The 19761-nt window shown below is 72.1% G+C and carries 19 protein-coding genes; 9 read left to right on the top strand and 10 right to left on the bottom strand.

Going from position 1 to position 19761, the window contains the following annotated elements; genetic code table 11:
- Positions 1-78: 78 nt before the first annotated feature.
- Together clpB and H488_RS23535 are read left to right on the top strand one after the other, a co-directional pair.
- Positions 79-2694 carry an ATP-dependent chaperone ClpB gene (clpB, locus tag H488_RS23540; RefSeq protein WP_017832576.1) on the top strand — a complete coding sequence of 872 codons (2616 nt, stop codon included), beginning with the start codon at positions 79-81 and terminating at the stop codon, positions 2692-2694.
- Positions 2695-2948: 254 nt separating this feature from the next.
- Complete coding sequence (locus H488_RS23535) at positions 2949-3173, top strand: DUF3073 domain-containing protein (protein WP_031282554.1); 225 nt, start codon at positions 2949-2951, stop codon at positions 3171-3173.
- A 144-nt stretch (positions 3174-3317) separates the two neighbouring features.
- Here H488_RS23535 and purM read toward each other — a convergent pair whose 3' ends face one another.
- Genes purM through H488_RS23515 form a run of 5 tightly spaced genes read right to left on the bottom strand, consistent with a single transcriptional unit; the run spans position 3318 to position 8112 of the window.
- The gene (gene purM, locus H488_RS23530) at positions 3318-4478 is read right to left on the bottom strand and encodes a phosphoribosylformylglycinamidine cyclo-ligase (protein ID WP_017832574.1); all 1161 of its coding nucleotides are present in this window, start codon (positions 4476-4478) and stop codon (positions 3318-3320) included.
- A 1-nt stretch (position 4479) separates the two neighbouring features.
- Positions 4480-6261: an amidophosphoribosyltransferase gene (purF, locus tag H488_RS23525; protein WP_051063727.1), complete on the bottom strand. Its 1782-nt coding sequence runs from the start codon at positions 6259-6261 to the stop codon at positions 4480-4482.
- A gap of 5 nt (positions 6262-6266) precedes the next feature.
- A complete protein-coding gene (locus H488_RS0118075) occupies positions 6267-6701 on the bottom strand; it encodes a hypothetical protein (RefSeq protein WP_017832572.1) in 435 nt (144 codons plus the stop codon).
- Positions 6702-6711: 10 nt separating this feature from the next.
- A complete protein-coding gene (locus H488_RS23520) occupies positions 6712-7077 on the bottom strand; it encodes a sterol carrier family protein (RefSeq protein WP_017832571.1) in 366 nt (121 codons plus the stop codon).
- 3 nt (positions 7078-7080) lie between these two features.
- Entirely contained in the window at positions 7081-8112 is a 1032-nt protein-coding gene (locus H488_RS23515; RefSeq protein ID WP_017832570.1) for an asparaginase, read from the bottom strand.
- Positions 8113-8218: 106 nt separating this feature from the next.
- Between H488_RS23515 and H488_RS38495 the strand changes: the two genes are divergently transcribed.
- From H488_RS38495 to H488_RS23505, 3 genes are read left to right on the top strand one after another with little or no spacing between them, the layout of a single operon-like run.
- A complete protein-coding gene (locus H488_RS38495; protein ID WP_150110300.1) occupies positions 8219-8350 on the top strand; it encodes a hypothetical protein in 132 nt (43 codons plus the stop codon).
- Between the two features lie 4 nt (positions 8351-8354).
- The gene (gene purD / locus H488_RS23510; RefSeq protein WP_031282547.1) at positions 8355-9677 is read left to right on the top strand and encodes a phosphoribosylamine--glycine ligase; all 1323 of its coding nucleotides are present in this window, start codon (positions 8355-8357) and stop codon (positions 9675-9677) included.
- A complete protein-coding gene (locus tag H488_RS23505; RefSeq protein ID WP_017832568.1) occupies positions 9674-10654 on the top strand; it encodes a phosphoribosylaminoimidazolesuccinocarboxamide synthase in 981 nt (326 codons plus the stop codon). The genes purD and H488_RS23505 overlap by 4 nt, the downstream gene beginning before the upstream one ends.
- Positions 10655-10668: 14 nt before the next feature.
- Here H488_RS23505 and H488_RS23500 read toward each other — a convergent pair whose 3' ends face one another.
- Genes H488_RS23500 through H488_RS38200 form a run of 3 tightly spaced genes read right to left on the bottom strand, consistent with a single transcriptional unit; the run spans position 10669 to position 12392 of the window.
- Positions 10669-11010 (bottom strand): MGMT family protein, encoded by a 342-nt coding sequence (locus H488_RS23500; RefSeq protein WP_017832567.1) that lies wholly within the window; start codon positions 11008-11010, stop codon positions 10669-10671.
- Positions 11007-12245, bottom strand: a complete 1239-nt coding sequence (locus H488_RS23495; RefSeq protein ID WP_150110299.1) for a sensor histidine kinase — start codon at positions 12243-12245, stop codon at positions 11007-11009. The genes H488_RS23500 and H488_RS23495 overlap by 4 nt, the downstream gene beginning before the upstream one ends.
- A gap of 15 nt (positions 12246-12260) precedes the next feature.
- The gene (locus H488_RS38200; protein ID WP_017832565.1) at positions 12261-12392 is read right to left on the bottom strand and encodes a hypothetical protein; all 132 of its coding nucleotides are present in this window, start codon (positions 12390-12392) and stop codon (positions 12261-12263) included.
- A gap of 218 nt (positions 12393-12610) precedes the next feature.
- Between H488_RS38200 and H488_RS23490 the strand changes: the two genes are divergently transcribed.
- On the top strand, positions 12611-13294 hold the full coding sequence (locus H488_RS23490; RefSeq protein WP_031282545.1) for a response regulator transcription factor: 684 nt from the start codon (positions 12611-12613) through the stop codon (positions 13292-13294).
- A 442-nt stretch (positions 13295-13736) separates the two neighbouring features.
- On the opposite strand, the gene H488_RS23485 is transcribed toward H488_RS23490, so the two are convergent.
- On the bottom strand, positions 13737-14456 hold the full coding sequence (locus tag H488_RS23485; RefSeq protein ID WP_017832563.1) for a FadR/GntR family transcriptional regulator: 720 nt from the start codon (positions 14454-14456) through the stop codon (positions 13737-13739).
- A gap of 117 nt (positions 14457-14573) precedes the next feature.
- Positions 14574-16244 (bottom strand): L-lactate permease, encoded by a 1671-nt coding sequence (locus H488_RS23480; protein ID WP_031282543.1) that lies wholly within the window; start codon positions 16242-16244, stop codon positions 14574-14576.
- A gap of 251 nt (positions 16245-16495) precedes the next feature.
- Here H488_RS23480 and H488_RS23475 point away from each other — a divergent pair, with 251 nt between their 5' ends.
- The 3 genes from H488_RS23475 to H488_RS23465 are packed head-to-tail and all read left to right on the top strand — an operon-like array spanning position 16496 to position 19652.
- Complete coding sequence (locus H488_RS23475; RefSeq protein WP_017832561.1) at positions 16496-17347, top strand: (Fe-S)-binding protein; 852 nt, start codon at positions 16496-16498, stop codon at positions 17345-17347.
- Positions 17344-19014 (top strand): lactate utilization protein B, encoded by a 1671-nt coding sequence (locus H488_RS23470; protein WP_017832560.1) that lies wholly within the window; start codon positions 17344-17346, stop codon positions 19012-19014. The genes H488_RS23475 and H488_RS23470 overlap by 4 nt, the downstream gene beginning before the upstream one ends.
- On the top strand, positions 19011-19652 hold the full coding sequence (locus tag H488_RS23465; protein ID WP_017832559.1) for a LutC/YkgG family protein: 642 nt from the start codon (positions 19011-19013) through the stop codon (positions 19650-19652). Before H488_RS23470 ends, H488_RS23465 begins: the two co-directional genes overlap by 4 nt.
- The last annotated feature ends 109 nt before the right edge of the window (positions 19653-19761 follow it).

Here is a 19761-nt window from a genome sequence, read left to right as displayed (position 1 = left end):
GGCCGCATCCACTGGTGAGCGGTGCCGGGCCGGTTCGTCCCCGATCCGTTCCAGAACGTCCCTCGCCAAGGAGCCGCAGTGGAGACCAAGTTCACCACCAAGTCCCAGGAGGCGCTCTCCGCCGCCTCCACCAACGCCTCGACCGCGGGCAATCCGCAGGTCGAGCCCGCCCACCTCCTCAAGGCCCTCATGGACCAGCGGGAGGGTGTGGCCGTCGCCGTCCTGAAGGCCACCGGGGCCGACGTCGACGCCGTCTCCGCGCAGGCCAGCGCCGCCATCAAGGCCCTGCCCTCCGCGTCCGGCTCCTCCACGGCCCAGGCCCAGTTCAACCGGGGCGCGCTGCAGGTCATCCAGGCCGCGGAGCAGTTCGCCCAGTCCCTCGGCGACGAGTACATCTCCACCGAGCACCTCCTGTACGGCCTCGCCCAGCAGGAGGGGAAGGTCGGGGAGATCCTGCGGGGCGCGGGCGCCGGACCCGACCAGCTGAGGACCGCCGTCCCGTCCGTGAGAGGAGACCGCCGCGTGACCACACCCAACCCCGAGGGCACCTTCCAGGCGCTCGAGAAGTTCGGCGCCGACCTGACCGCCATGGCCCGCGAGGGCAAGCTGGACCCCGTCATCGGGCGGGACTCCGAGATCCGGCGCGTGGTGCAGGTGCTGTCCCGCCGCACCAAGAACAACCCCGTTCTGATCGGCGAGCCCGGCGTCGGCAAGACCGCCGTCGTCGAGGGCCTCGCCCAGCGCATGGTCGCCGGGGACGTCCCCGAGTCGCTGCGCGGCAAGACGCTGATCTCCCTGGACCTCGGGTCCATGGTGGCCGGCGCCAAGTACCGCGGCGAGTTCGAGGAGCGGCTCAAGGCCGTGCTCGAGGAGATCAAGGACTCGGAGGGGCAGATCGTCACCTTCATCGACGAGATCCACACCGTGGTCGGCGCCGGCGCCGCCGAGGGCTCGATGGACGCCGGGAACATGCTCAAGCCCATGCTGGCCCGCGGCGAGCTTCGCCTGATCGGCGCGACCACCCTGGACGAGTACCGCGAGAACATCGAGAAGGACGCCGCCCTGGAGCGCCGCTTCCAGCAGGTCTACGTCGGCGAGCCCTCCGTGGAGGACACCGTGGCGATCCTGCGCGGGCTCAAGGAGCGCTACGAGGCCCACCACAAGGTGCAGATCGCGGACGCCGCGCTCGTCGCGGCGGCCACGCTGTCCAACCGGTACATCCCGGGCCGGCAGCTGCCGGACAAGGCCATCGACCTGGTCGACGAGGCCGCCTCGCGGCTGCGCATGGAGATCGACTCCGCGCCGGAGGAGATCGACCAGCTGCGCCGCGCCGTCGACCGCCTGACCATGGAGGAGCTGGCGCTGGAGCGCGAGACCGACCCCGCGTCCGTCGAGCGCCTCGCCGCGCTGCGCCAGGAGCTGGCCGACAAGAAGGCGGACCTGGACGCCCTCAACGCCCGGTGGGAGGCCGAGAAGGCCGGCCTGAACCGCGTCGGAGACCTCAAGGAGCGGATCGACAACCTGCGCTCGCAGGCGGAGATGGCCCAGCGCCAGGGCGACCTCGCGGAGGCCTCCCGGCTGCTCTACGGCGAGATCCCGGCGCTGCAGAAGGAGCTCGACGCCGCCCAGGAGCAGGAGGACACCTCCGCCCCGCACGACACCATGGTCTCCGAGGAGGTCACGGCCGACGACGTCGCCGAGGTGATCTCGGCCTGGACCGGCATCCCCGCCGGGCGCATGCTCCAGGGCGAGACCGAGAAGCTGCTGCACATGGAGGAGGTGCTCGGGAAGCGGCTCATCGGCCAGCACCGGGCCGTGCAGGCCGTCGCCGACGCCGTGCGCCGCTCTCGCGCCGGCATCTCCGACCCGAACCGGCCGATCGGCTCCTTCCTGTTCCTGGGTCCCACCGGCGTGGGCAAGACCGAGCTCGCGAAGTCCCTCGCGGAGTTCCAGTTCGACGACGAGCGCGCGCTGGTGCGGATCGACATGTCCGAGTACGGGGAGAAGCACACGGTCTCCCGGCTGGTCGGCGCCCCTCCGGGCTACGTCGGCTACGAGGAGGGCGGCCAGCTCACCGAGTCGGTGCGGCGCCGCCCGTACTCGGTGGTCCTGCTGGACGAGATCGAGAAGGCCCACCCGGACGTCTTCGACATCCTGCTGCAGGTGCTCGACGACGGCCGGCTCACCGACGGGCAGGGACGCACGGTGGACTTCCGCAACGTGATCCTGATCCTCACCTCCAACCTGGGCAGCCAGTTCCTGGTGGACCAGACCATCGAGCCGGAGGCGAAGAAGCAGGCGGTGATGAACGTGGTCAACGCCTCGTTCAAGCCCGAGTTCCTGAACCGGCTCGACGACGTGATCCTGTTCGACCCGCTGTCCACGTCCGACCTGTCGAAGATCGTGGACATCCAGGTCGCCCAGCTCGCCGAGCGCCTGGGCCAGCGCCGCCTGCGCCTGGAGGTCACGCCCGCGGCCACCGAGTGGCTGGGCCTCACCGGCTACGACCCGGCCTACGGTGCCCGGCCGCTGCGCCGGCTGGTGCAGCGGGAGATCGGGGACAAGCTCGCCAGGGCGATCCTCTCCGGGGCGGTCGTGGACGGGGACGCGGTCCGGGTGGACGTCGACGCCGACGTCGTGGCGGACGGGCTCACCGTCACCGCCGTGTCCGAGCGGGCGCACGCCGCGGACTGAGCTGCGGGGCGCGCCGTCGGCCGGCGGGTCGCCGTCGGGGAGTCCCGGCGACGGCCCGCCGTCGGGGCTCCCGGACCGCGTTCCGCCCGCCTCCCGTGAGGTTGCCGACAGTCCACCGCGCCGGTCCCGGGCCGGGCGCAACGGGCTGACAAACCATGTACCCTGGTCTCACGAACCATTCATACGACATTTCCGGGGCCGTACTCTGTGCCAGAGTGCCGCCGTCCGGACCAAGAGACAGAGGGGGTCACGCCATGGGGCGCGGCCGTCAAAAGGCGAAGGCGACACGGCAGGCGCGGGAGATGAAGTACTTCAGCCCGCAGACCGACCTCACGGCACTCCAGCGGGAACTGCGCGGCAGCGAGCAGATGCCCCCGCTGCGGGAGCCGGTCCAGGAGACCGTCGAGGAGGACGAGGACGACTACTCGGCCTACGTCGACAAGTACGCCGACGACTACGACGAGGACTTCCGCCGGTAGCCACCGGGAACTCCGCTCGTCTCCACCGCACGACGCAACAAGGTGCCCGTCCAGGACGAGCACCTTCTTCGCGTCCCCGCGAACAGCGAACGCCCCGCCGGCCGGCGGGGCGTTCGCTGTTCCTCCGGGGCTCTCCGGCCCGGATCAGCCCGTGTAGGCGTTGACCATGCGCACCGCGCCGCCGTCCACGCCCTTGGCGCCCTGCACCCAGTCGGGCCCGCCGTGGTCCGCGTCCGGGTCGATCCTGTCCACGGTGCCCATGACCCACGAGGGCAGGCCCCGGGCCGTGAGGTGGGCCACGGCGGCGTCGGCCGCCGACGGGTCGACGATCGCGACCATGCCCACGCCCAGGTTGAGGGTCCGCTCGAGATCGGGCAGGGGGACGTTGCCGAGCTGGCTGATCAGCTGGAAGATCGCGGGCAGCGCCCAGGTGCTGCGGTCCACCGTGGCCTCGAGCCCGGCGGGGAGCACCCGGGCGAGGTTCGCGGCGAGGCCGCCGCCGGTCACGTGGCTGAAGCCGCGGACACCGCGGCCCGTGGTCCGGTCCGCGCCGTTGACGGGGAAGGCGGCGGCGAGGTCGAGGACGTCGGCGGCGTAGACGCGCGTGGGCTCCAGCAGCTCCTCGCCCAGGGTGCGGCCGAGCTCCGAGACCTGCCGGTCCAGCGACCACCCGGCCACGTTGATGACCTTGCGGACCAGGGAGTACCCGTTGGAGTGCAGGCCGGAGGAGGCCATGCCGATGACCACGTCGCCGGCGCGCACGCGGTCCGGGCCCAGCAGCTCGTCGGCCTCGACCACACCGGTGGCGGCCCCCGCCACGTCGTACTCGTCCGGGGCCAGCAGACCCGGGTGCTCGGCGGTCTCGCCGCCGACCAGGGCGGTGCCGGCCTGCTCGCAGGCCGCGGCGATGCCGCGCACGATGTCCGCGATCCGCTCGGGCACCACGCGGCCCGTGGCGATGTAGTCGGTCATGAACAGGGGCTTGGCGCCGACCACCACGATGTCGTCCACCACCATGCCCACGAGGTCGAAGCCGATCGTGTCGTGCACGTCGAGGGTCTGGGCGATCGCCACCTTGGTACCCACCCCGTCGGTCGAGGTGGCGAGGTAGGGCTTGCGGTAGGCGAGCAGCTCCGAGACGTCGAACAGTCCCGCGAACCCGCCGACCCCGCCGATCACGTTGGGGGTGTGCGTGGCCTTGACCGCGCTCTTCATGAGTTCGACGGCGCGGTCTCCCGCCTCGACGTCCACGCCCGCGCTGGCGTAGGTGACGGTGCGGTTCGTGGAGGAGGGGGGCTGGGCCATGTCAGGCGTCCTTCGCGGTCTCGGGCTGGGCGGCGTGCTGGGATCCGGGCCCGGCGGGCCCCGTGGTCGTGCGGGCGGCGGGGACCCGGTCCTCCGGCAGGATGAGGTCCTCGAGGTCGGCGTCGGGCCCGGGGTCGCACCCGGTGGAGGTCTCCTGGACGCCGGGGTCCTCGTCGGAGATGCTGGTGCGCTCGGCGGGCCGGCGGGAGACGCCGTCCGCGGCCGAGGGGCGGGTGTCGATGGACACGGCGGAGGCGTGCTCCGGCCGCTGCGCCACGGCCGGTGCGCCCGGGGCGCGGCGGGGCGAGGAGTCCACGGGCGTGCGGGCCTCGAAGACGTTCTTGCCCAGCTTGTCGGCGTCAGGCAGCCGGGTGGGGTACGTCCCGGAGAAGCACGCGGTGCACAGCTCCCCGCGCTCCTGCAGGGTGGCCGCGATCATCCCGTCCTCGGAGATGTAGCCGAGGGAGTCGGCGCCCAGGGACGCCCTGATCTCCTCGACCCCGAGCCCGTTGGCGATCAGCTCCGCGCGGGAGGCGAAGTCGATGCCGTAGAAGCACGGCCACTTGATGGGCGGGGAGGAGATCCGCACGTGGATCTCGGCGGCCCCGGCCTCCCGCAGCATCCGGATGAGGGCCCGCTGGGTGTTCCCGCGCACGATCGAGTCGTCGATGACCACGAGCCGCTTGCCTGCCACCACGGACTTCAGGGGGTTGAGCTTGAGCCGGATGCCCAGCTGGCGGATGGTGTCCGAGGGCTGGATGAACGTTCGTCCCACATAGGCGTTCTTGACCAGGCCGTTGCCGAACGGGATGCCGGACTCCTCGGCGTAGCCGATGGCGGCGGGGGTCCCGGACTCCGGGGTGGGCATGACCAGGTCCGCGTCGATGCGGTGCTCCCGGGCCAGCCGGCGGCCCATCTCCACGCGGGACTCGTACACGGAGCGGCCGTTGATGGTGGTGTCCGGGCGGGCCAGGTAGACGTACTCGAACACGCACGCGGCGCGGCGGGTCTCGGCGAAGCGCTGGGAGCGCAGGCCGTGCTCGTCGATCACCACGAACTCGCCGGGCTCGATCTCCCGGACCAGGGACGCGCCCACGATGTCCAGCGCCGCGGTCTCGGAGGCCACCACCCAGCCGCGCTCGAGCCGGCCGAGGACCAGCGGCCGGATGCCCTGCGGGTCCCGGGCGGCGTAGAGGGCGTTCTCGTCCATGAACGCCAGGCAGAAGGAGCCCACGAGCTGGGGGAGCAGGTGCATGGCCGCGTCCTCCAGGGAGCCGTGCGGGTGCTCGGCCAGCAGCGCGGTGACCAGCGCGGTGTCCGTGGTGTTGCCCTGCGCCATCTCCCCCTGGGAGGGGAAGCCGGACTTGTCGATCAGCTTCTCGTAGAGCTCCGCCGAGTTGGTGAGGTTGCCGTTGTGCGCGAGCGCCACGGTCCCGTGCGGGGTGGCGCCCAGCGTGGGCTGGGCGTTGGCCCAGTGGGACCCGCCCGTGGTGGAGTACCGGCAGTGGCCCACGGCCAGGTGACCGGTCAGGGTGGTGAGGGTTGCCTCGTCGAAGACCTGCGAGACGAGGCCCATGTCCTTGTACACCGCGATGCGGTTGCCGTCGCTCGCGGCGATGCCGGCCGACTCCTGGCCGCGGTGCTGCAGGGCGTAGAGGCCGTAGTAGGCCAGTTTCGCGACCTCCTCGCCGGGGGCCCACACGCCGAACACGCCGCACGCGTCCTGGGGGCCCTTCTCTCCGGGGAGCAGGTCGTGGCTGAGTTGTCCATCAGGGCGAACCACGTCGATCAGCCTTCTCTCGAGCTTCGGGGGTCGGTGGGCCGGGGCGCGTCGCCCGGCGCCCCGGACGGGGCGTCGTCGTCCCCGTCCACGACCTCGGTGGTGACGGCCCGCGCCCGGGCCACGGAGACCCGGTCCAGCACGAGGGCCAGGACGGCGCCGGCCGCCAGGCCCAGGACCGTGCAGACGGAGACCATGAACAGGGTCACGGCCCCCTGGGTGAACTCCGCGCTTCCTCCGCCGGACAGCCCCACGAGCACGCCCACCACGGCGCCGAGGACGCCGCCGAGCAGGACGAACGCCCAGATGTTCGGGGCGCGGCGCAGGGTCATCTGCTGGCTGCCGGAGGCGGCCAGCGGCACGGCCGTCCGCACCCGGCGGCGCCGGCGCGGGAGCTTCCGCGGGGACGGGCGCGCGGAGGGGGAGGAGGGAGTGGAGCTCATGCCCTCAAGGCTACCGGGGAAACAGGGGGAGGGCGTCCGCGAGATCGGTCCTTGTGCCCGAGGCCACAGCGGCGCCCGAGGCGACGGCCTCCGGCCAGGTCACGGCCCCCGTCACCAGGCCGAGCCACGTGCGGGCGTCGGTCTCGACGACGTTGGGCGGGGTCCCGCGGGTGTGCCGGGGACCGGCCACGCACTGGGTCACGCCGAAGGGCGGGACGCGCACCTCCACGCTGTTGCCGGGCACCCGCTCGGCGAGCTCCTCGAGGGTGTAGCGCACGGCGGTGGCCACGGTCCGGCGCGGGGTGCCGTCCGGGTCCGCGCGCCAGGCGCTCAGGGCCAGGGTCCCGTCCGCGGGGTCGACGCGGCGGCGGGCCACGGCCTAGTCCTGCCCGAGCGCCCGGACCAGCTCCGGGCCGAGCAGCTCCAGGAGGGGGTCCGCCAGGCGGAGCCGGCCCACGGGGCGGGACCCGCCCATGACCGGGCGCACCACCTGCCCGATCACCGCGGCGGCCGCCGCGGCGGGCACGGCCCCGGCGTGGGCGAGCAGGGCGAGGCCGATGAGGGCGTTGGCGCGGGACCCGCCGTCGAGGACCTTGAGCGCCACGGACCACCCGGTGCGGGTGCCGAGCGCGAGCACGCCCTCCGCGCCGAGCTTCGCCACGACGTCCAGCTCCTCCATGACCACGGTGTTGTACCTGCCCCGCCCGTGCACGAGCTCCGGGTAGTCGAGCATGCACTGGGAGACCGTGGCGGCGCGGGCGTCGGCGTCGAGGTTGCCCGCGGCCCGGCCCAGCGTCGAGTACGCCCGGGCGAGGCCGGTCAGGGAGATCGCCGCGAGGGGGGCGCCGCACCCGTCCACGCCCACGTGGGCCACGCGCTCGCCGGAGAACTCCTCGACGGTCTCCAGCACGGTCCGCTGCAGGGGGTGCTCGGGGTCCAGGTAGCTGTCCGTGGGCCAGTCGTTCTCGGTGCAGGCCCACAGGAACGCGGCGTGCTTGCCGGAGCAGTTCATGCAGATCCGGCTCTTGCCGCGGCCGGCCCGCACGAGCTCCGTGCGGACCTCCTCGTCCTCGGGCCAGTCCGGCGGGCACTGCAGCGCGTCCTCGGTCAGGCCGGCGGCCGTCAGGATCGAGCTCACGGCGTCGAGCTGCTCGAAGGAGCCGATGTGGGACGCGGAGGCGATGGCCACCTGGGCCCCGCGCAGCGGGACGCCGGCCTTCATGGCGGCGATGGTCTGGAACGGCTTGAGCGTGGAGCGGGGGAAGATCGGGGTGCCGATGTCGCCCAGTTCGACGGCCACGGCCCCGTCCGGGTCCAGGACCACGGCGGAGCCGCGGTGGCGGGACTCGACGAAGCCGCTGCGCTCGAGCACGGCGAGGTCCACGGCACGGTCCGAGGTGAAGGTCTGCATCGCCCCAGTATGTCAGCGGGGCCGGCATTTCCCGGCGGGGCCGGGGCCGTGCCCGCATGCCGGGAACGATGTGCCACTTCCCGGTGCCGCCAACTAGCCTGAGGGCGTGAAGGTTCTGGTACTGGGCCCCGGAGGCCGCGAACACGCAATCATCCGCGCACTGCTGGCAGATCCCGAGGTCGAGCAGNCCGCATGCCGGGAACGATGTGCCACTTCCCGGTGCCGCCAACTAGCCTGAGGGCGTGAAGGTTCTGGTACTGGGCCCCGGAGGCCGCGAACACGCAATCATCCGCGCACTGCTGGCAGATCCCGAGGTCGAGCAGGTGCACTGCGCGCCGGGCAACGCCGGGATCGCGCAGCTCGTCCCGGTGCACGCCGTGGACGCCGACGACCCCGCCGCGGCCACCGCGCTGGCGCGCGAGCTCGCGGTGGACCTCGTCGTCGTCGGCCCCGAGGCCCCGCTGGTGGCCGGGGTGGCCGACGCCCTGCGCGAGGCCGGCTTCCTCGTCTTCGGTCCCTCGCGGGCCGCGGCGCGGCTCGAGGGCTCCAAGGCGTTCGCCAAGGAGGTCATGGCCTCCGCGGGGGTGCCCACCGCGATGGCGCGGGTCGCGACCACGGAGGAGGAGGCCGCCGACGCCCTCGACACCTTCGGGGCCCCCTACGTGGTCAAGGACGACGGGCTCGCCGCCGGCAAGGGCGTGGTCGTCACTGCCGACCGCGCGGAGGCGCTCGAGCACGCGGCCGCCTGTTTCGCCGCGGGTGGGAGCGTGGTGATCGAGGAGTTCCTGGACGGGCCCGAGGTGTCCCTGTTCGTGCTGACCGACGGCTCCCGCGTGATCCCCCTGAGCCCCGCGCAGGACTTCAAGCGGATCCACGACGACGACGAGGGCCCCAACACCGGCGGGATGGGCGCCTACACGCCGCTGCCGTGGCTGCCGCAGGGCTTCGTGGAGGAGGTCGTGGAGCGGGTGGCCCGCCCCACGGTCGACGAGATGCGCCGCCGCGGCACCCCGTTCGTGGGCGTGCTGTACTGCGGGCTGGCCGTGACGACCCGCGGTCTGCGGGTCATCGAGTTCAACGCCCGGTTCGGGGACCCCGAGACCCAGGCCGTGCTGGCCCGGCTCACCACCCCGCTCGGGCGGCTGCTGCACGACGCCGCCGCCGGGCGCCTCGACGAGGCCGAGCGGCTGCGCTGGCGGCCCGAGACGGCCGTCGCGGTGGTCGTCGCCGCGCAGGACTACCCGGACAGCCCCCGGAAGGGCGACCCGATCGGCGGGCTGGAGGACGCCGAGGCGCTCGAGGGCGTGCACGTGGTCCACGCCGGCACCGCGGTGGCTCCGGAGGGCGAGCACGCCGGGCGGATCGTCTCCGCCGGCGGGCGGGTGCTCGCCGTCGTCGCCCTCGGCGCGGACCTCGACGACGCCCGCGAGCGCGCCTACCGGGGCGTGGGGCTCGTGGCGCTCGAGGGCTCGCAGCACCGCACCGACATCGCGCTGAAGGCCGCCCGGGGGCTGGTCACCGTTCCCGGCGCCTCCGCCCCCCGTCCCCGTCAGGAGCAGGCATGAGCGAGCAGGGCACCGTCACCACCCCACCCGAGATCCCCGGGTGGAGGCACATCTACTCGGGCAAGGTCCGGGAGCTCTACGTCCCCGACGAGTCGCGGCTGCGGGCCACGGGCGTGGCCATCTACGACGACGCCGAGTACCGGGCCGGCTCGGTCCTGGTGCTGGCCACCGACCGGATCAGCGCCTTCGACGAGATCCTCCCCACGGAGATCCCGGACAAGGGCAAGATCCTGACCCAGCTGTCCCTGTGGTGGTTCGAGCAGCTCGCGGCCGTGCCCAACCACGTCCTGTCGACCGACGTGCACGAGTCCGTCCGGGGGCGGGCCGTCGTCTGCAAGAACCTGTCGATGTTCCCCGTGGAGTGCATCGCGCGCGGCTACCTGACCGGATCCGGGCTCAAGGACTACCAGGAGACCGGTGAGGTCTGCGGGATCGAGCTGCCCCCGGGGCTCGTGGACGGCTCCCGGCTCGCCGAGCCGATCTTCACCCCGACCGGCAAGGCGGAGGTGGGCGAGCACGACCTCCCCATCACCTTCCAGGAGATGGCCGACGGCGTGGGCCACGCGGTGGCGGACCGGCTGCGCGAGCTGACCCTGGAGATCTACACCGCCGCCGAGCGGATCGCCCGCGAGCGGGGGATCATCGTGGCGGACACCAAGGTGGAGTTCGGCCTGGACTCCTACCGCGGGGCGATCACCCTCGGGGACGAGGTCCTCACCCCGGACTCCTCCCGCTTCTGGGACGCCGAGACGTACGAGCCCGGCAAGGCCCAGCCCTCGTTCGACAAGCAGTACGTGCGGGACTGGCTGCGCTCGGACGAGTCCGGCTGGAACGAGACCGGCCCCGTGCCCCCGCTGCCGGAGCAGGTGGTGGAGCGGACCCGCGCGCGCTACGTCGAGGCGTTCGAGCGGCTCACCGGACGCACCTTCGACCCGGACGGCAGCTTCTTCGAGGTGGCCGGCCCGCTCGAGTACTGACGGCGGGGGCGGCGTCAGGCGCCGGGGGAGTCGGGCGTCCACAGGGCGCGGCCCATGTCCACGCGCACGAGGTGCCGGTCGTCCTCCCGCAGGGGAGTGCCCTCCTCGCGGTACCGGTCCCGGGCCTCGGCCTGCAGGTGGTCCGCGAGGGTGCCCTGCACGGTGACCACCCGCCACCACGGGAGGTCCTCGCCGGTGGGGTTGCGGGCCATGAGCGTGCCCACGAGGCGTGCGGAGCGGCACTCCGCGAGCTCCGCGACGTCCCGGTAGGACAGCACCCGGCCCGGGGGGATGGCGGCCACGACGTCCCCCACGCGCCGTGCCAGGCCGGGGTCCGGCTCGGCGCGCTCGGTCACAGGGCTTCCCTGCGGTCCACCGGCAGGCACACGTCGAGGACCCACTGGCCGTCCGCGGCACCGCTCTCGGCGTGGCCGCCCAGCAGGGAGACGCGTTCCGTGATGCCCCGCAGGCCGAGCCCCGAGGACATCTCCGAGGAGTGGTCGCCCGTGCGCTGGGTGCTGCGCGGCAGGGGGTTCGCCACGCGCAGGCACAGCTCGTGCTCGTCCGCCGTCACCTCGATCCGGCAGCGGGACCCGGCCGGGGCGTACTTGATGATGTTGGTGACCGCCTCCTGCAGGATGCGGGCGGCCGTACCGCGCACGGTGGTGGGCATGGCCTCGAGGTCGCCCGTGATGACCACCTCAGGCTCGAAGCGCAGGTCCCGCAGGCTCGCCGCGAGGGACGTGACCACGTGCTCCAGGCTGCCGATGGACAGGCCGGCGCCCGTGACGTCCCGCGGGTGCTCGCCCTCGTTCTCGTTGCGCAGCAGACGGAGCATGACCCGCAGCTCGTGCAGGGCCGAGCGCGCGGCGCCCTCCACGGTCTCGAGGACCTGGTGCAGCTCGCCGACGTCCCCGGAGCGGCGCCGGCTCATGGTCTGCATCGTGATGAGGGTGAGCTCGTGGGCGACGACGTCGTGCAGGTCGCGGGCCAGGGCCTGCCGCTCGTCCTCCCGAAGCCGCTCGTTGAGGATCTCGAGGTCCCGCACTCGCTGCTCGCTGCGGCGGCGCTGCTGGGCGAAGTAGCGCACGGCCCCTCCGACGAGGGTCACGACGAGCAGAGGAATGAGCAGATTCCAGAAGACGCTGCCGTCGAACCCTCCCTCGCGGAACGACGCGGCCGCCACGATCCAGGCGAAGTAGACGGAAAGGTGGACTTTGATGAAGCGGTCCGTCGCCGTGGCCAGGACCGACACCGTCACCACGGCCGCCGCGATGATCGCCGCCCCGTAGTCGTGCAATATCAGCGACGACACCAAGCACGCCATCGATGCCAGGGATGCCCAGGTGGATCTCCACGCGACCAGGCCGATGACGGCGTAGGACAGGATGCTGTCCACGGCGAACATGATCTCCAGCGGCGCGGAACCCTGAAAGTTGCTGAGCAGATGCCGCAGATCGTCCATCATGGTCACGAGCGCAAAAAGAACGAGCACCGCGGACAGCCACCAGGCCAGGGGCTCGGCGTGGAAGAACGAGGTCTTCCCGGCTGTGCGCGGTGCGCGTTCCAGAGATGCAGTTACATTAGCCACACCTGAAGTGATACATCATCGGCAGATCGCGGGCCACCAACCGCACACAACGTAGCGCGGCGCGGCGTTCGCGGGAGCGATGGGAACGGCCACGAGGGTGGCGGCGACAAGCGTGGCAGCGATGGCGCTGTGGATCTTCTTCTTCATGGGGGGCTCCTCGGATCACGAGAGCAGCACCGGATCGGGGGGTCACGGCCGGGGTGGGGGAGAGATCTCCCAGCCGCGAGGGGGGTGTGCTGCTCTGGTAGTTACCATTTTGCCAACGTTAACCGGACTGACCTATCGACCTTTGTCCAGACCATTTGTGACTTTTGTCGAATATGACGTGTTGCACTTTGGGGGACATCGAAAAATAGACTGTGCGAGTGACTGATTGCAGAGTGCTTGTCGTGGACGACCAGCCGTTGATGCTGGAGGCCCTGAAGTCCTTCTTCTCGGCCGAGCCCGGTTTCGAGGTGATCGGGACCGCCGCCAACGGACGCGAGGCCGTGGACCGATGTCTGGCCATCGACCCGGACGTGGTGCTGATGGACATGAAGATGCCCGTGATGGACGGGATCGAGGCCACCCGGGAGATCACCTCGCGCAGTCCCCGCTCCAAGGTGCTGGCCCTCACCACGTTCTCCACGCTGGAGTTCGTGGTGCCCGCCCTCCGGGCCGGCGCGGCCGGCTATCTCGTCAAGGACGCCCGTCCGGACGAGATCATCGACGCCGTGAACCAGGTGCTCAACGACGAGATCGCCCTCTCTCCGGCGATCGCCCGCGCGCTCGCGGACAACGTCATCTCCGTGCCGGACCAGCAGCAGCCGGCGCGGTCGGCGGACAGCGGCCTGCGCTCCCTGCTGACCGACCGGGAGATGGAGACCGTGACGCTCCTGGCGCAAGGGCTGAGCAACCGGGAGATCGCCGAGCAGATGCACGTCTCCGAGGGCAGCGTGAAGGCCTACCTCGGGCGGGTCTGTGAGAAGTTCGGCGTCCGCGACCGGGTGCAGGCGCTGATCAAGGCGTACCAGAGCGGGCTCGTGGATCCGCAGCTGCGCGATCTCTGAGCCACTGGCCCCCTCGGCGGTCCCGGGTCCGGACGGAAGTCCAGGGAAGTTGTAGACGAAAGTGCATTCATCTGCATTAGCAAACCCGGCATAGTGATCAGTGCGAGCAGAGAAGAAAAGTCGGTGGATGAGTGAGAGACATCCCCACGGCGCACGGCCCAACCCCCCATGAGGCCGAGCCCCGGACCGGATGGTCCACCGACCTGCTCACGGTAGGGGGCCGCCCCGGGACAGTCCCCCCTGGACCCGGGATGTGGCCGCGCAAGGCCTGGATCACCTTGCACCCCCCTCGGCCGATGGCCCCCTACCGTGCAACATCTGCTCCGCAGACCTCGCAGACGAGAACGGCCCCACCGGAACCGGTGGGGCCGTTCTCGTGCGTCCGGCGCCTCTGCCGGATCGTCCGGCCGGGCCCGGGGCCCGAGCCCTCAGGGGCGTCCGGTCACGCCCGCCGGTCCTGCCCCTCCTGAGCGGCGGCGCTGTGGCCGAAGAACCAGGTGATGTGCTCCCGCAGTGCGGCGGCGGCGTCCTCGCCCCGGCGCTCCTGGAAGGCGCGCAGGATCTCGCGGTGCTGCTCCTGCAGGGTGCGGCGCACCTGCGGCCAGTCGTCCAGGCCGGCGACGGTCTCCTGCACGTACCCGATGGTGGCCTGGCGCAGCGAGGCCATGATCGTCTCGACCACCACGTTGCCGGCCAGGGAGGCGAGCAGGATGTGGAACTGCGCGTCGTGGGCGTGGAAGCGCTCGTCCGGCAGGTCCGGGTCCTCCATGGCGGCCACGAGCTCCGCGGCGCGCCCGAGCACCGCCGCCCGCCCCGGGGTCTCCGCCGCGGCGGCCGCCTCGCGGGCGGACTGGGTCTCGAGCAGCAGCCGGGTCTGCACGAGGTCCCGCACCGGCAGCGACCGGTTGGCCACGTGCATCCGCAGCGCCCACCCGAGCGCGGCCGAGGGCTCCGCGATGACGATCGCCCCCGCGTTCGGCCCGGACCCGGTCGACGAGCGGACCAGTCCCATGGCGTCGAGGATCCGGATCGCCTCCCGCACCGAGGCGCGGGAGATGCCGAACTCCTCGGCCAGGTGGCGTTCCCCGGGCAGCTTGTCGCCCACCGAGATCTCGCCCGTGCGCAGGCGCTCCTCGAGCCAGTCGAGGACGACGGTGTACATGCGTGCGGCTGCGGGCACGGGGGGCTCCTCAGAGGGTGGGCGGGACGCGGACCAGTCTAGGGAGGCGGCGGGGCCCCGCCGGACCGATCGGTCCAGCGGGGCCCCGGGGCGTTGTGCTCAGGAGGTCGGGAGCATCCAGGCCAGCACGTTGGACTGCAGGAACACCAGGGTGCACAGCAGCAGGAGCAGGCCGAGGGACCACCAGATGACCGAGCGGAAGATGGCGGACTCCTTGCCCTCCATGCCCACCGCGGTCGCGGCGATGGCCAGGGACTGCGGCGAGATCATCTTGCCCACCACGCCGCCGGAGGTGTTCGCCGCCGTCATGAGGTGCGGATCGAGGCCGGTGCCCTCGGCGGCGGTCTTCTGGAGGTTGGAGAACAGCGCGTTGGCGGAGGTGTCGGAGCCGGTGACCGCGGTGCCCAGCCAGCCGAGCACGGGGGAGAGGAACGCGAAGGCCGCGCCCAGACCGGCCACCCAGGTGCCGATCGAGATGGTCTGGCCGGACGTGTTCATGACGTAGGCCAGGGAGAGCACGCTCATGATGGTCAGGGCGGAGAAGCGCATCTTCCAGAACGAGCGCCCGATCTCCGCCACGGCGTTGCCCACCGAGAGCCGGAAGCGGCCGTTGCCGTGGAACACCGAGTAGATGACGGCGACGAGCAGGCCTGTGATCAGCAGCAGCGTGCCCGGGCTGGAGAGCCACTGGAACTTGTAGATGGTGCTCGTGACCGGCTCGCCGGCTGCGTTGAGGAGGTGTCCGTGCAGGCCCGGCCAGGGGATGGAGATGTCGGTGGCGGCCAGGGCCCCCGGGATGCTCACGCCGAGGGTCCACAGCTTGGCCAGACCGAAGACCGCGACCACCAGGACGTAGGGCAGCACGGCCATCCACACGCGTGCCGGGGTCAGCCCCTCGGGTGCGGGAGGCTTCTCCACGCCGAGGCGGGTGCGGACGGCGTCGGCGCCCTTGGGGCGCCAGAAGCGCAGGAGGATCACCGCGGCGGCCAGGCCGGTGAGGGAGGCAACCACGTCGGTGAGCTCGTAGGAGAAGTACGTGGCGCACCACCACTGGGCGACCGCGAAGGAGACGCCGATGACCAGCGCGGCCAGCCACGCCTCCTTGAGCCCGCGCACGCCGTCGATGATGAACAGCAGGATGAACGGCACCATGACCGCGAAGAACGGCGCCTGGTGGCCGACGACCGCGCCGATCCGCGCGGGGTCCAGACCGGTCAGCACGCCGGCGGTGGTGATCGGGATGGCGATCGCGCCGAACGCCACGGGCGCGGTGTTGGCGATGAGCACCACGGTGGCCGTCTTCAGGGGCTTGAGCCCCAGCGCCAGGATCATGGTCGCGGTGATCGCGACGGGCGCGCCGAAGCCGGCGAGGGCCTCGAGCAGGCCGCCGAAGCAGAACGCGATGAGCACGGCCTGGATGCGCAGGTCCCCGCCGCCGATGGTGTCGAAGATGGTCCGCAGGTCCTCGAAGCGGCCGCTGAGGACGGTCACCTGGTAGAACCACAGCGCCATGACCACGATCCACACGATGGGGAACAGGCCGTAGACCGCGCCCTGGGTGGCGGAGAGCAGTGTGAGGGAGAGCGGCATGCCGAAGGCCAGGACGGCGACGACGATCGCCGCCAGCAGCGCGGTGGCGCCCGAGACGTGGGCGCGGGCCTTGACGCCCAGCAGCATGACGAAGAACGTGAGCAGAGGGATGGTGCCGACGAGGGCGGAGAGCGCGACGCTCCCGCCGACGGCATCGGTCATCGCGGTAAAGGTGGTCACTCGGACTCCCAGGGACGGGGACGGACGGAACGGTGCGTGGCCGACGGGGAACGCGTCACGGCTATGGTCGGACCACAATGGTCTGACCACGAAGAGTACATGAGCCACGTCACACGGCCAACCGCTCTCCCGAGGTAGCGCGATCGTTGCGCCGGTCGATTGTGTGACGGGGTTCACCGGTCTAGCATGGTCAGACCACAGGCGGCCCGGCGTCGTCGTCCCGTCTTCCCGCTCCCGACTCCGGAGGTCGCATGAGAATCGCCCTGTTCGCCACGTGCATCGTGGACGCGATGTATCCGCGGGTCGCGCTGGCCACCGTGCGGGTGCTCGAGCGGCTCGGCCACGAGGTGGTGTTCCCGCCCGGCCAGGGCTGCTGCTCCCAGATGCACGTCAACAGCGGCTACTTCGACGACGCCCTGCCCGTGGTCCGCAACCACGTGCAGGCCTTCTCCGCCGCGGACTACGACGTCGCCGTGGCGCCCTCGGGCTCCTGCGTCGCCTCCCTGGGCCACCAGCAGCCGATGATCGCCCGCGCCGGCGGCGACGAGGCCCTCGCCCAGGAGGCCGCCGCCGTCGCCGCCACCACCTACGAGCTCTCGCAGCTGCTGACCGACGTGCTCGGCGTCCACGACGCGGCCGCGCAGCTCGGCTCCTGGTTCCCCCACCGGGTGACCTACCACCCGTCCTGCCACGGGATGCGGCTGCTGCGCCTGGGGGACCGGCAGAAGGACCTGGTCGCCTCGATCGGGGACATCGACTTCGTCGAGCTGCCCGACGCCGAGGAGTGCTGCGGCTTCGGCGGGACCTTCTCCTTCAAGAACCCGGACGTCTCCGCCGCGATGGCCGAGGAGAAGATCGACAACATCGTCTCGACCGGGGCCGAGCTGTGCACCGGGGGAGACGCCTCCTGCCTGATGCACCTGGGCGGGGCCATGGCCCGCCGGGGAACGGGTGCGGGCACCGTCCACTTCGCCGAGATCCTCGCGTCCACCCGCGAGAACCCGCTCGAAGTCTCCGGGCCGGTCGAGCTGTCCATCCCGGGGCCGGGGGCGCGCCGCACGGCGCCGTCCTCGGCCCCCCGCACGACCGGAGGAGCTCGATGAGCCGCACGGCCCTGGGCATGCCCGCCGTCCGCCCCGTCCACGGCCAGGGGAACCTGCACGCGCAGACCGCGTTCCCCGCCGCGGCGAAGGCCGAGATGGGCAACACGCAGATGCGCGCCAACATCCGCCACGCCACCCACACCATCCGCGGCAAGCGCGCCGCGGTGACGGGGGAGCTGCCCGACTGGGAGGAGCTGCGCTCCGCCGGCTCCGCGATCAAGGAGCAGGTCATGGCGAACCTGCCGCACCTGCTCGAAGAGTTCGAGCGCAACCTCACGGCCCGCGGCGGCACCGTGCACTGGGCACGCGACGCCGAGGAGGCCAACCGGATCGTCACCGAGCTCGTGCAGGCCACCGGGTCCACCGACGTCATCAAGATCAAGTCCATGGCGACCCAGGAGATCGGCCTCGAGGCCCACCTCGAGGAGCACGGGATCACCGCCACGGAGACGGACCTGGCCGAGCTGATCGTCCAATTGGGCCACGACAAGCCGTCCCACATCCTGGTCCCGGCGATCCACAAGAACCGGCACGAGATCCGCGACATCTTCCTCGCCGAGATGGCCGAGACCGACGAGACGCTCACGTCCGAGCCCCGGGACCTCGCCGAGGCCGCCCGCACCCACCTGCGGGAGAAGTTCCTCTCCACCTCCGTGGCGGTCTCCGGGGCGAACTTCGGCGTGGCCTCCACCGGGACGCTGACCGTGGTGGAGTCCGAGGGCAACGGCCGCATGTGCCTGACCCTGCCCGAGACCCTGATCACCGTGATGGGCATCGAGAAGATCGTGCCCACCTTCCAGGACCTCGAGGTGTTCCTGCAGCTGCTCCCGCGCTCCTCCACCGGGGAGCGGATGAACCCCTACACCTCGATGTGGACCGGCGTGACACCGGGGGACGGCCCCCAGAACGTGCACGTGGTGCTCCTGGACAACGGCCGCACCGCGGTGCTCGACGACCCCGCCGGGCGCTCGGCGCTGCACTGCATCCGCTGCTCGGCGTGCCTGAACGTCTGCCCCGTCTACGAGCAGGCCGGCGGTCACGCCTACGGCTCCACCTACCCGGGGCCCATCGGGGCGATCCTCTCCCCGCAGCTGACCGGCATCACCTCCGAGCAGAACGCCTCCCTGCCCTACGCCTCCTCGCTGTGCGGGGCCTGCTACGACGTGTGCCCGGTGAAGATCAACATCCCCGAGATCCTCGTGCACCTGCGCGACGAGGACGTGCGCACCCAGCACGGCGAACGCTCCGACGACGGCGCCGCCGCGGCACCGGCCCGCACCCGGCGCCTGCCGCAGGCCCCGTCCGAGATGGACCTCATGATGAAGGGGGCGTCCTTCGTGATGTCCTCCGGCAAGCGCATGGCGCTCGCCGAGAAGGCCCTCCCGCTGGGCCGGGCCGTGGCGGGCAAGGACCGGGCGATCAGCTGGCTGCCCGGCACGGCCGGCGGCTGGACCGACGAGCGGGACATCCCCGCCCCGCCGAAGGAGTCCTTCCGCAACTGGTGGGCCAAGCACGCCGACGAGACGCAGCAGCGGGTGGCCGCCGACGGCGGCCCCGTCACCGACGGTGCGGACGCCGCGACCGGTGCTGCCGGCAGCACGGGCGCCGCCGGCGGCCCGCTGGACGGATCCGCGGACGACACCCAGCACGACGGGGGAGAGCGATGACCGACGCCAGGACCGAGATCCTCAACCGGATCCGCGGGGCGCTGCACGACACGCCCGCTCCCGCACCGGCGGAGCGCACCTACCGCCGCACCTCGGACCGGCCGCACGAGGAGGTCGTCGAGATGCTCGAGGACCGGCTGGTCGACTACAAGGCCTCGGTGCACCACGAGACCCCCGCCACCCTGCCGGGACGGATCGCCGAGCTGCTGGGGGCCTCCGCCCGCTACGTGGTGCCCGAGGGCCTGGACCGCGCCTGGCTGCCCGAGGAGTCCGGCATGCGGCGGGTCATCGTGGACCCCAACGACGCCCGGGCGGCCTCCGCGCTCGGGGTGCGGGAGCTCAACGCCGTGGACGCCGTGGTGACGTCCTCGACCGTCTCCTGCGCCGAGACCGGCACCATCTTCCTCACCGGCCGCCCCGACGAGGGCCGCCGGGCGATCAGCCTGGTCCCCGACCACCACATCTGCGTGGTGCCCCTGGACTCGGTGGTCGAGCTGATCCCCGAGGCCCTCGCCCTGGTGAAGCCCACGGCCCCGGTCACCATGATCTCCGGGCCGTCCGCGACCTCGGACATCGAGCTCGAGCGCGTGGAGGGCGTGCACGGGCCCCGGACGCTGGACGTGATCCTGCTCGGCTGAGCTCCCGCCCACCGCACGGTGGTCTCCCGCCGCGCAGCTGCGGCTCCGTACAGTGGACGTCGTCGGAAGTCACGAGCGGCCGGTCCGGGTCCTCCCGCGGGAGGACCCG

Origin of the sequence: Kocuria sp. UCD-OTCP, from assembly GCF_000349605.1 — a bacterium.
Lineage (GTDB): Bacteria > Actinomycetota > Actinomycetes > Actinomycetales > Micrococcaceae > Kocuria > Kocuria rosea.
Note: the sequence above shows the minus strand (reverse complement) of the source record. Positions and strands in the feature narration are given on the sequence as shown.

Bases quoted from the DNA above. Each gene is read 5' to 3' on its own strand.
- H488_RS23535 (WP_031282554.1), top strand. From the start codon at position 2,949: ATGGGGCGCGGCCGTCAAAAGGCGAAGGCGACACGGCAGGCGCGGGAG.
- purM (WP_017832574.1), bottom strand. From the start codon at position 4,478: ATGGCCCAGCCCCCCTCCTCCACGAACCGCACCGTCACCTACGCCAGC.
- H488_RS0118075 (WP_017832572.1), bottom strand. From the start codon at position 6,701: ATGAGCTCCACTCCCTCCTCCCCCTCCGCGCGCCCGTCCCCGCGGAAG.
- H488_RS23515 (WP_017832570.1), bottom strand. From the start codon at position 8,112: ATGCAGACCTTCACCTCGGACCGTGCCGTGGACCTCGCCGTGCTCGAG.
- H488_RS23505 (WP_017832568.1), top strand. From the start codon at position 9,674: ATGAGCGAGCAGGGCACCGTCACCACCCCACCCGAGATCCCCGGGTGG.
- H488_RS38200 (WP_017832565.1), bottom strand. From the start codon at position 12,392: ATGAAGAAGAAGATCCACAGCGCCATCGCTGCCACGCTTGTCGCCGCC.
- H488_RS23485 (WP_017832563.1), bottom strand. From the start codon at position 14,456: ATGTACACCGTCGTCCTCGACTGGCTCGAGGAGCGCCTGCGCACGGGC.
- H488_RS23475 (WP_017832561.1), top strand. From the start codon at position 16,496: ATGAGAATCGCCCTGTTCGCCACGTGCATCGTGGACGCGATGTATCCG.
- H488_RS23470 (WP_017832560.1), top strand. From the start codon at position 17,344: ATGAGCCGCACGGCCCTGGGCATGCCCGCCGTCCGCCCCGTCCACGGC.
- H488_RS23465 (WP_017832559.1), top strand. From the start codon at position 19,011: ATGACCGACGCCAGGACCGAGATCCTCAACCGGATCCGCGGGGCGCTG.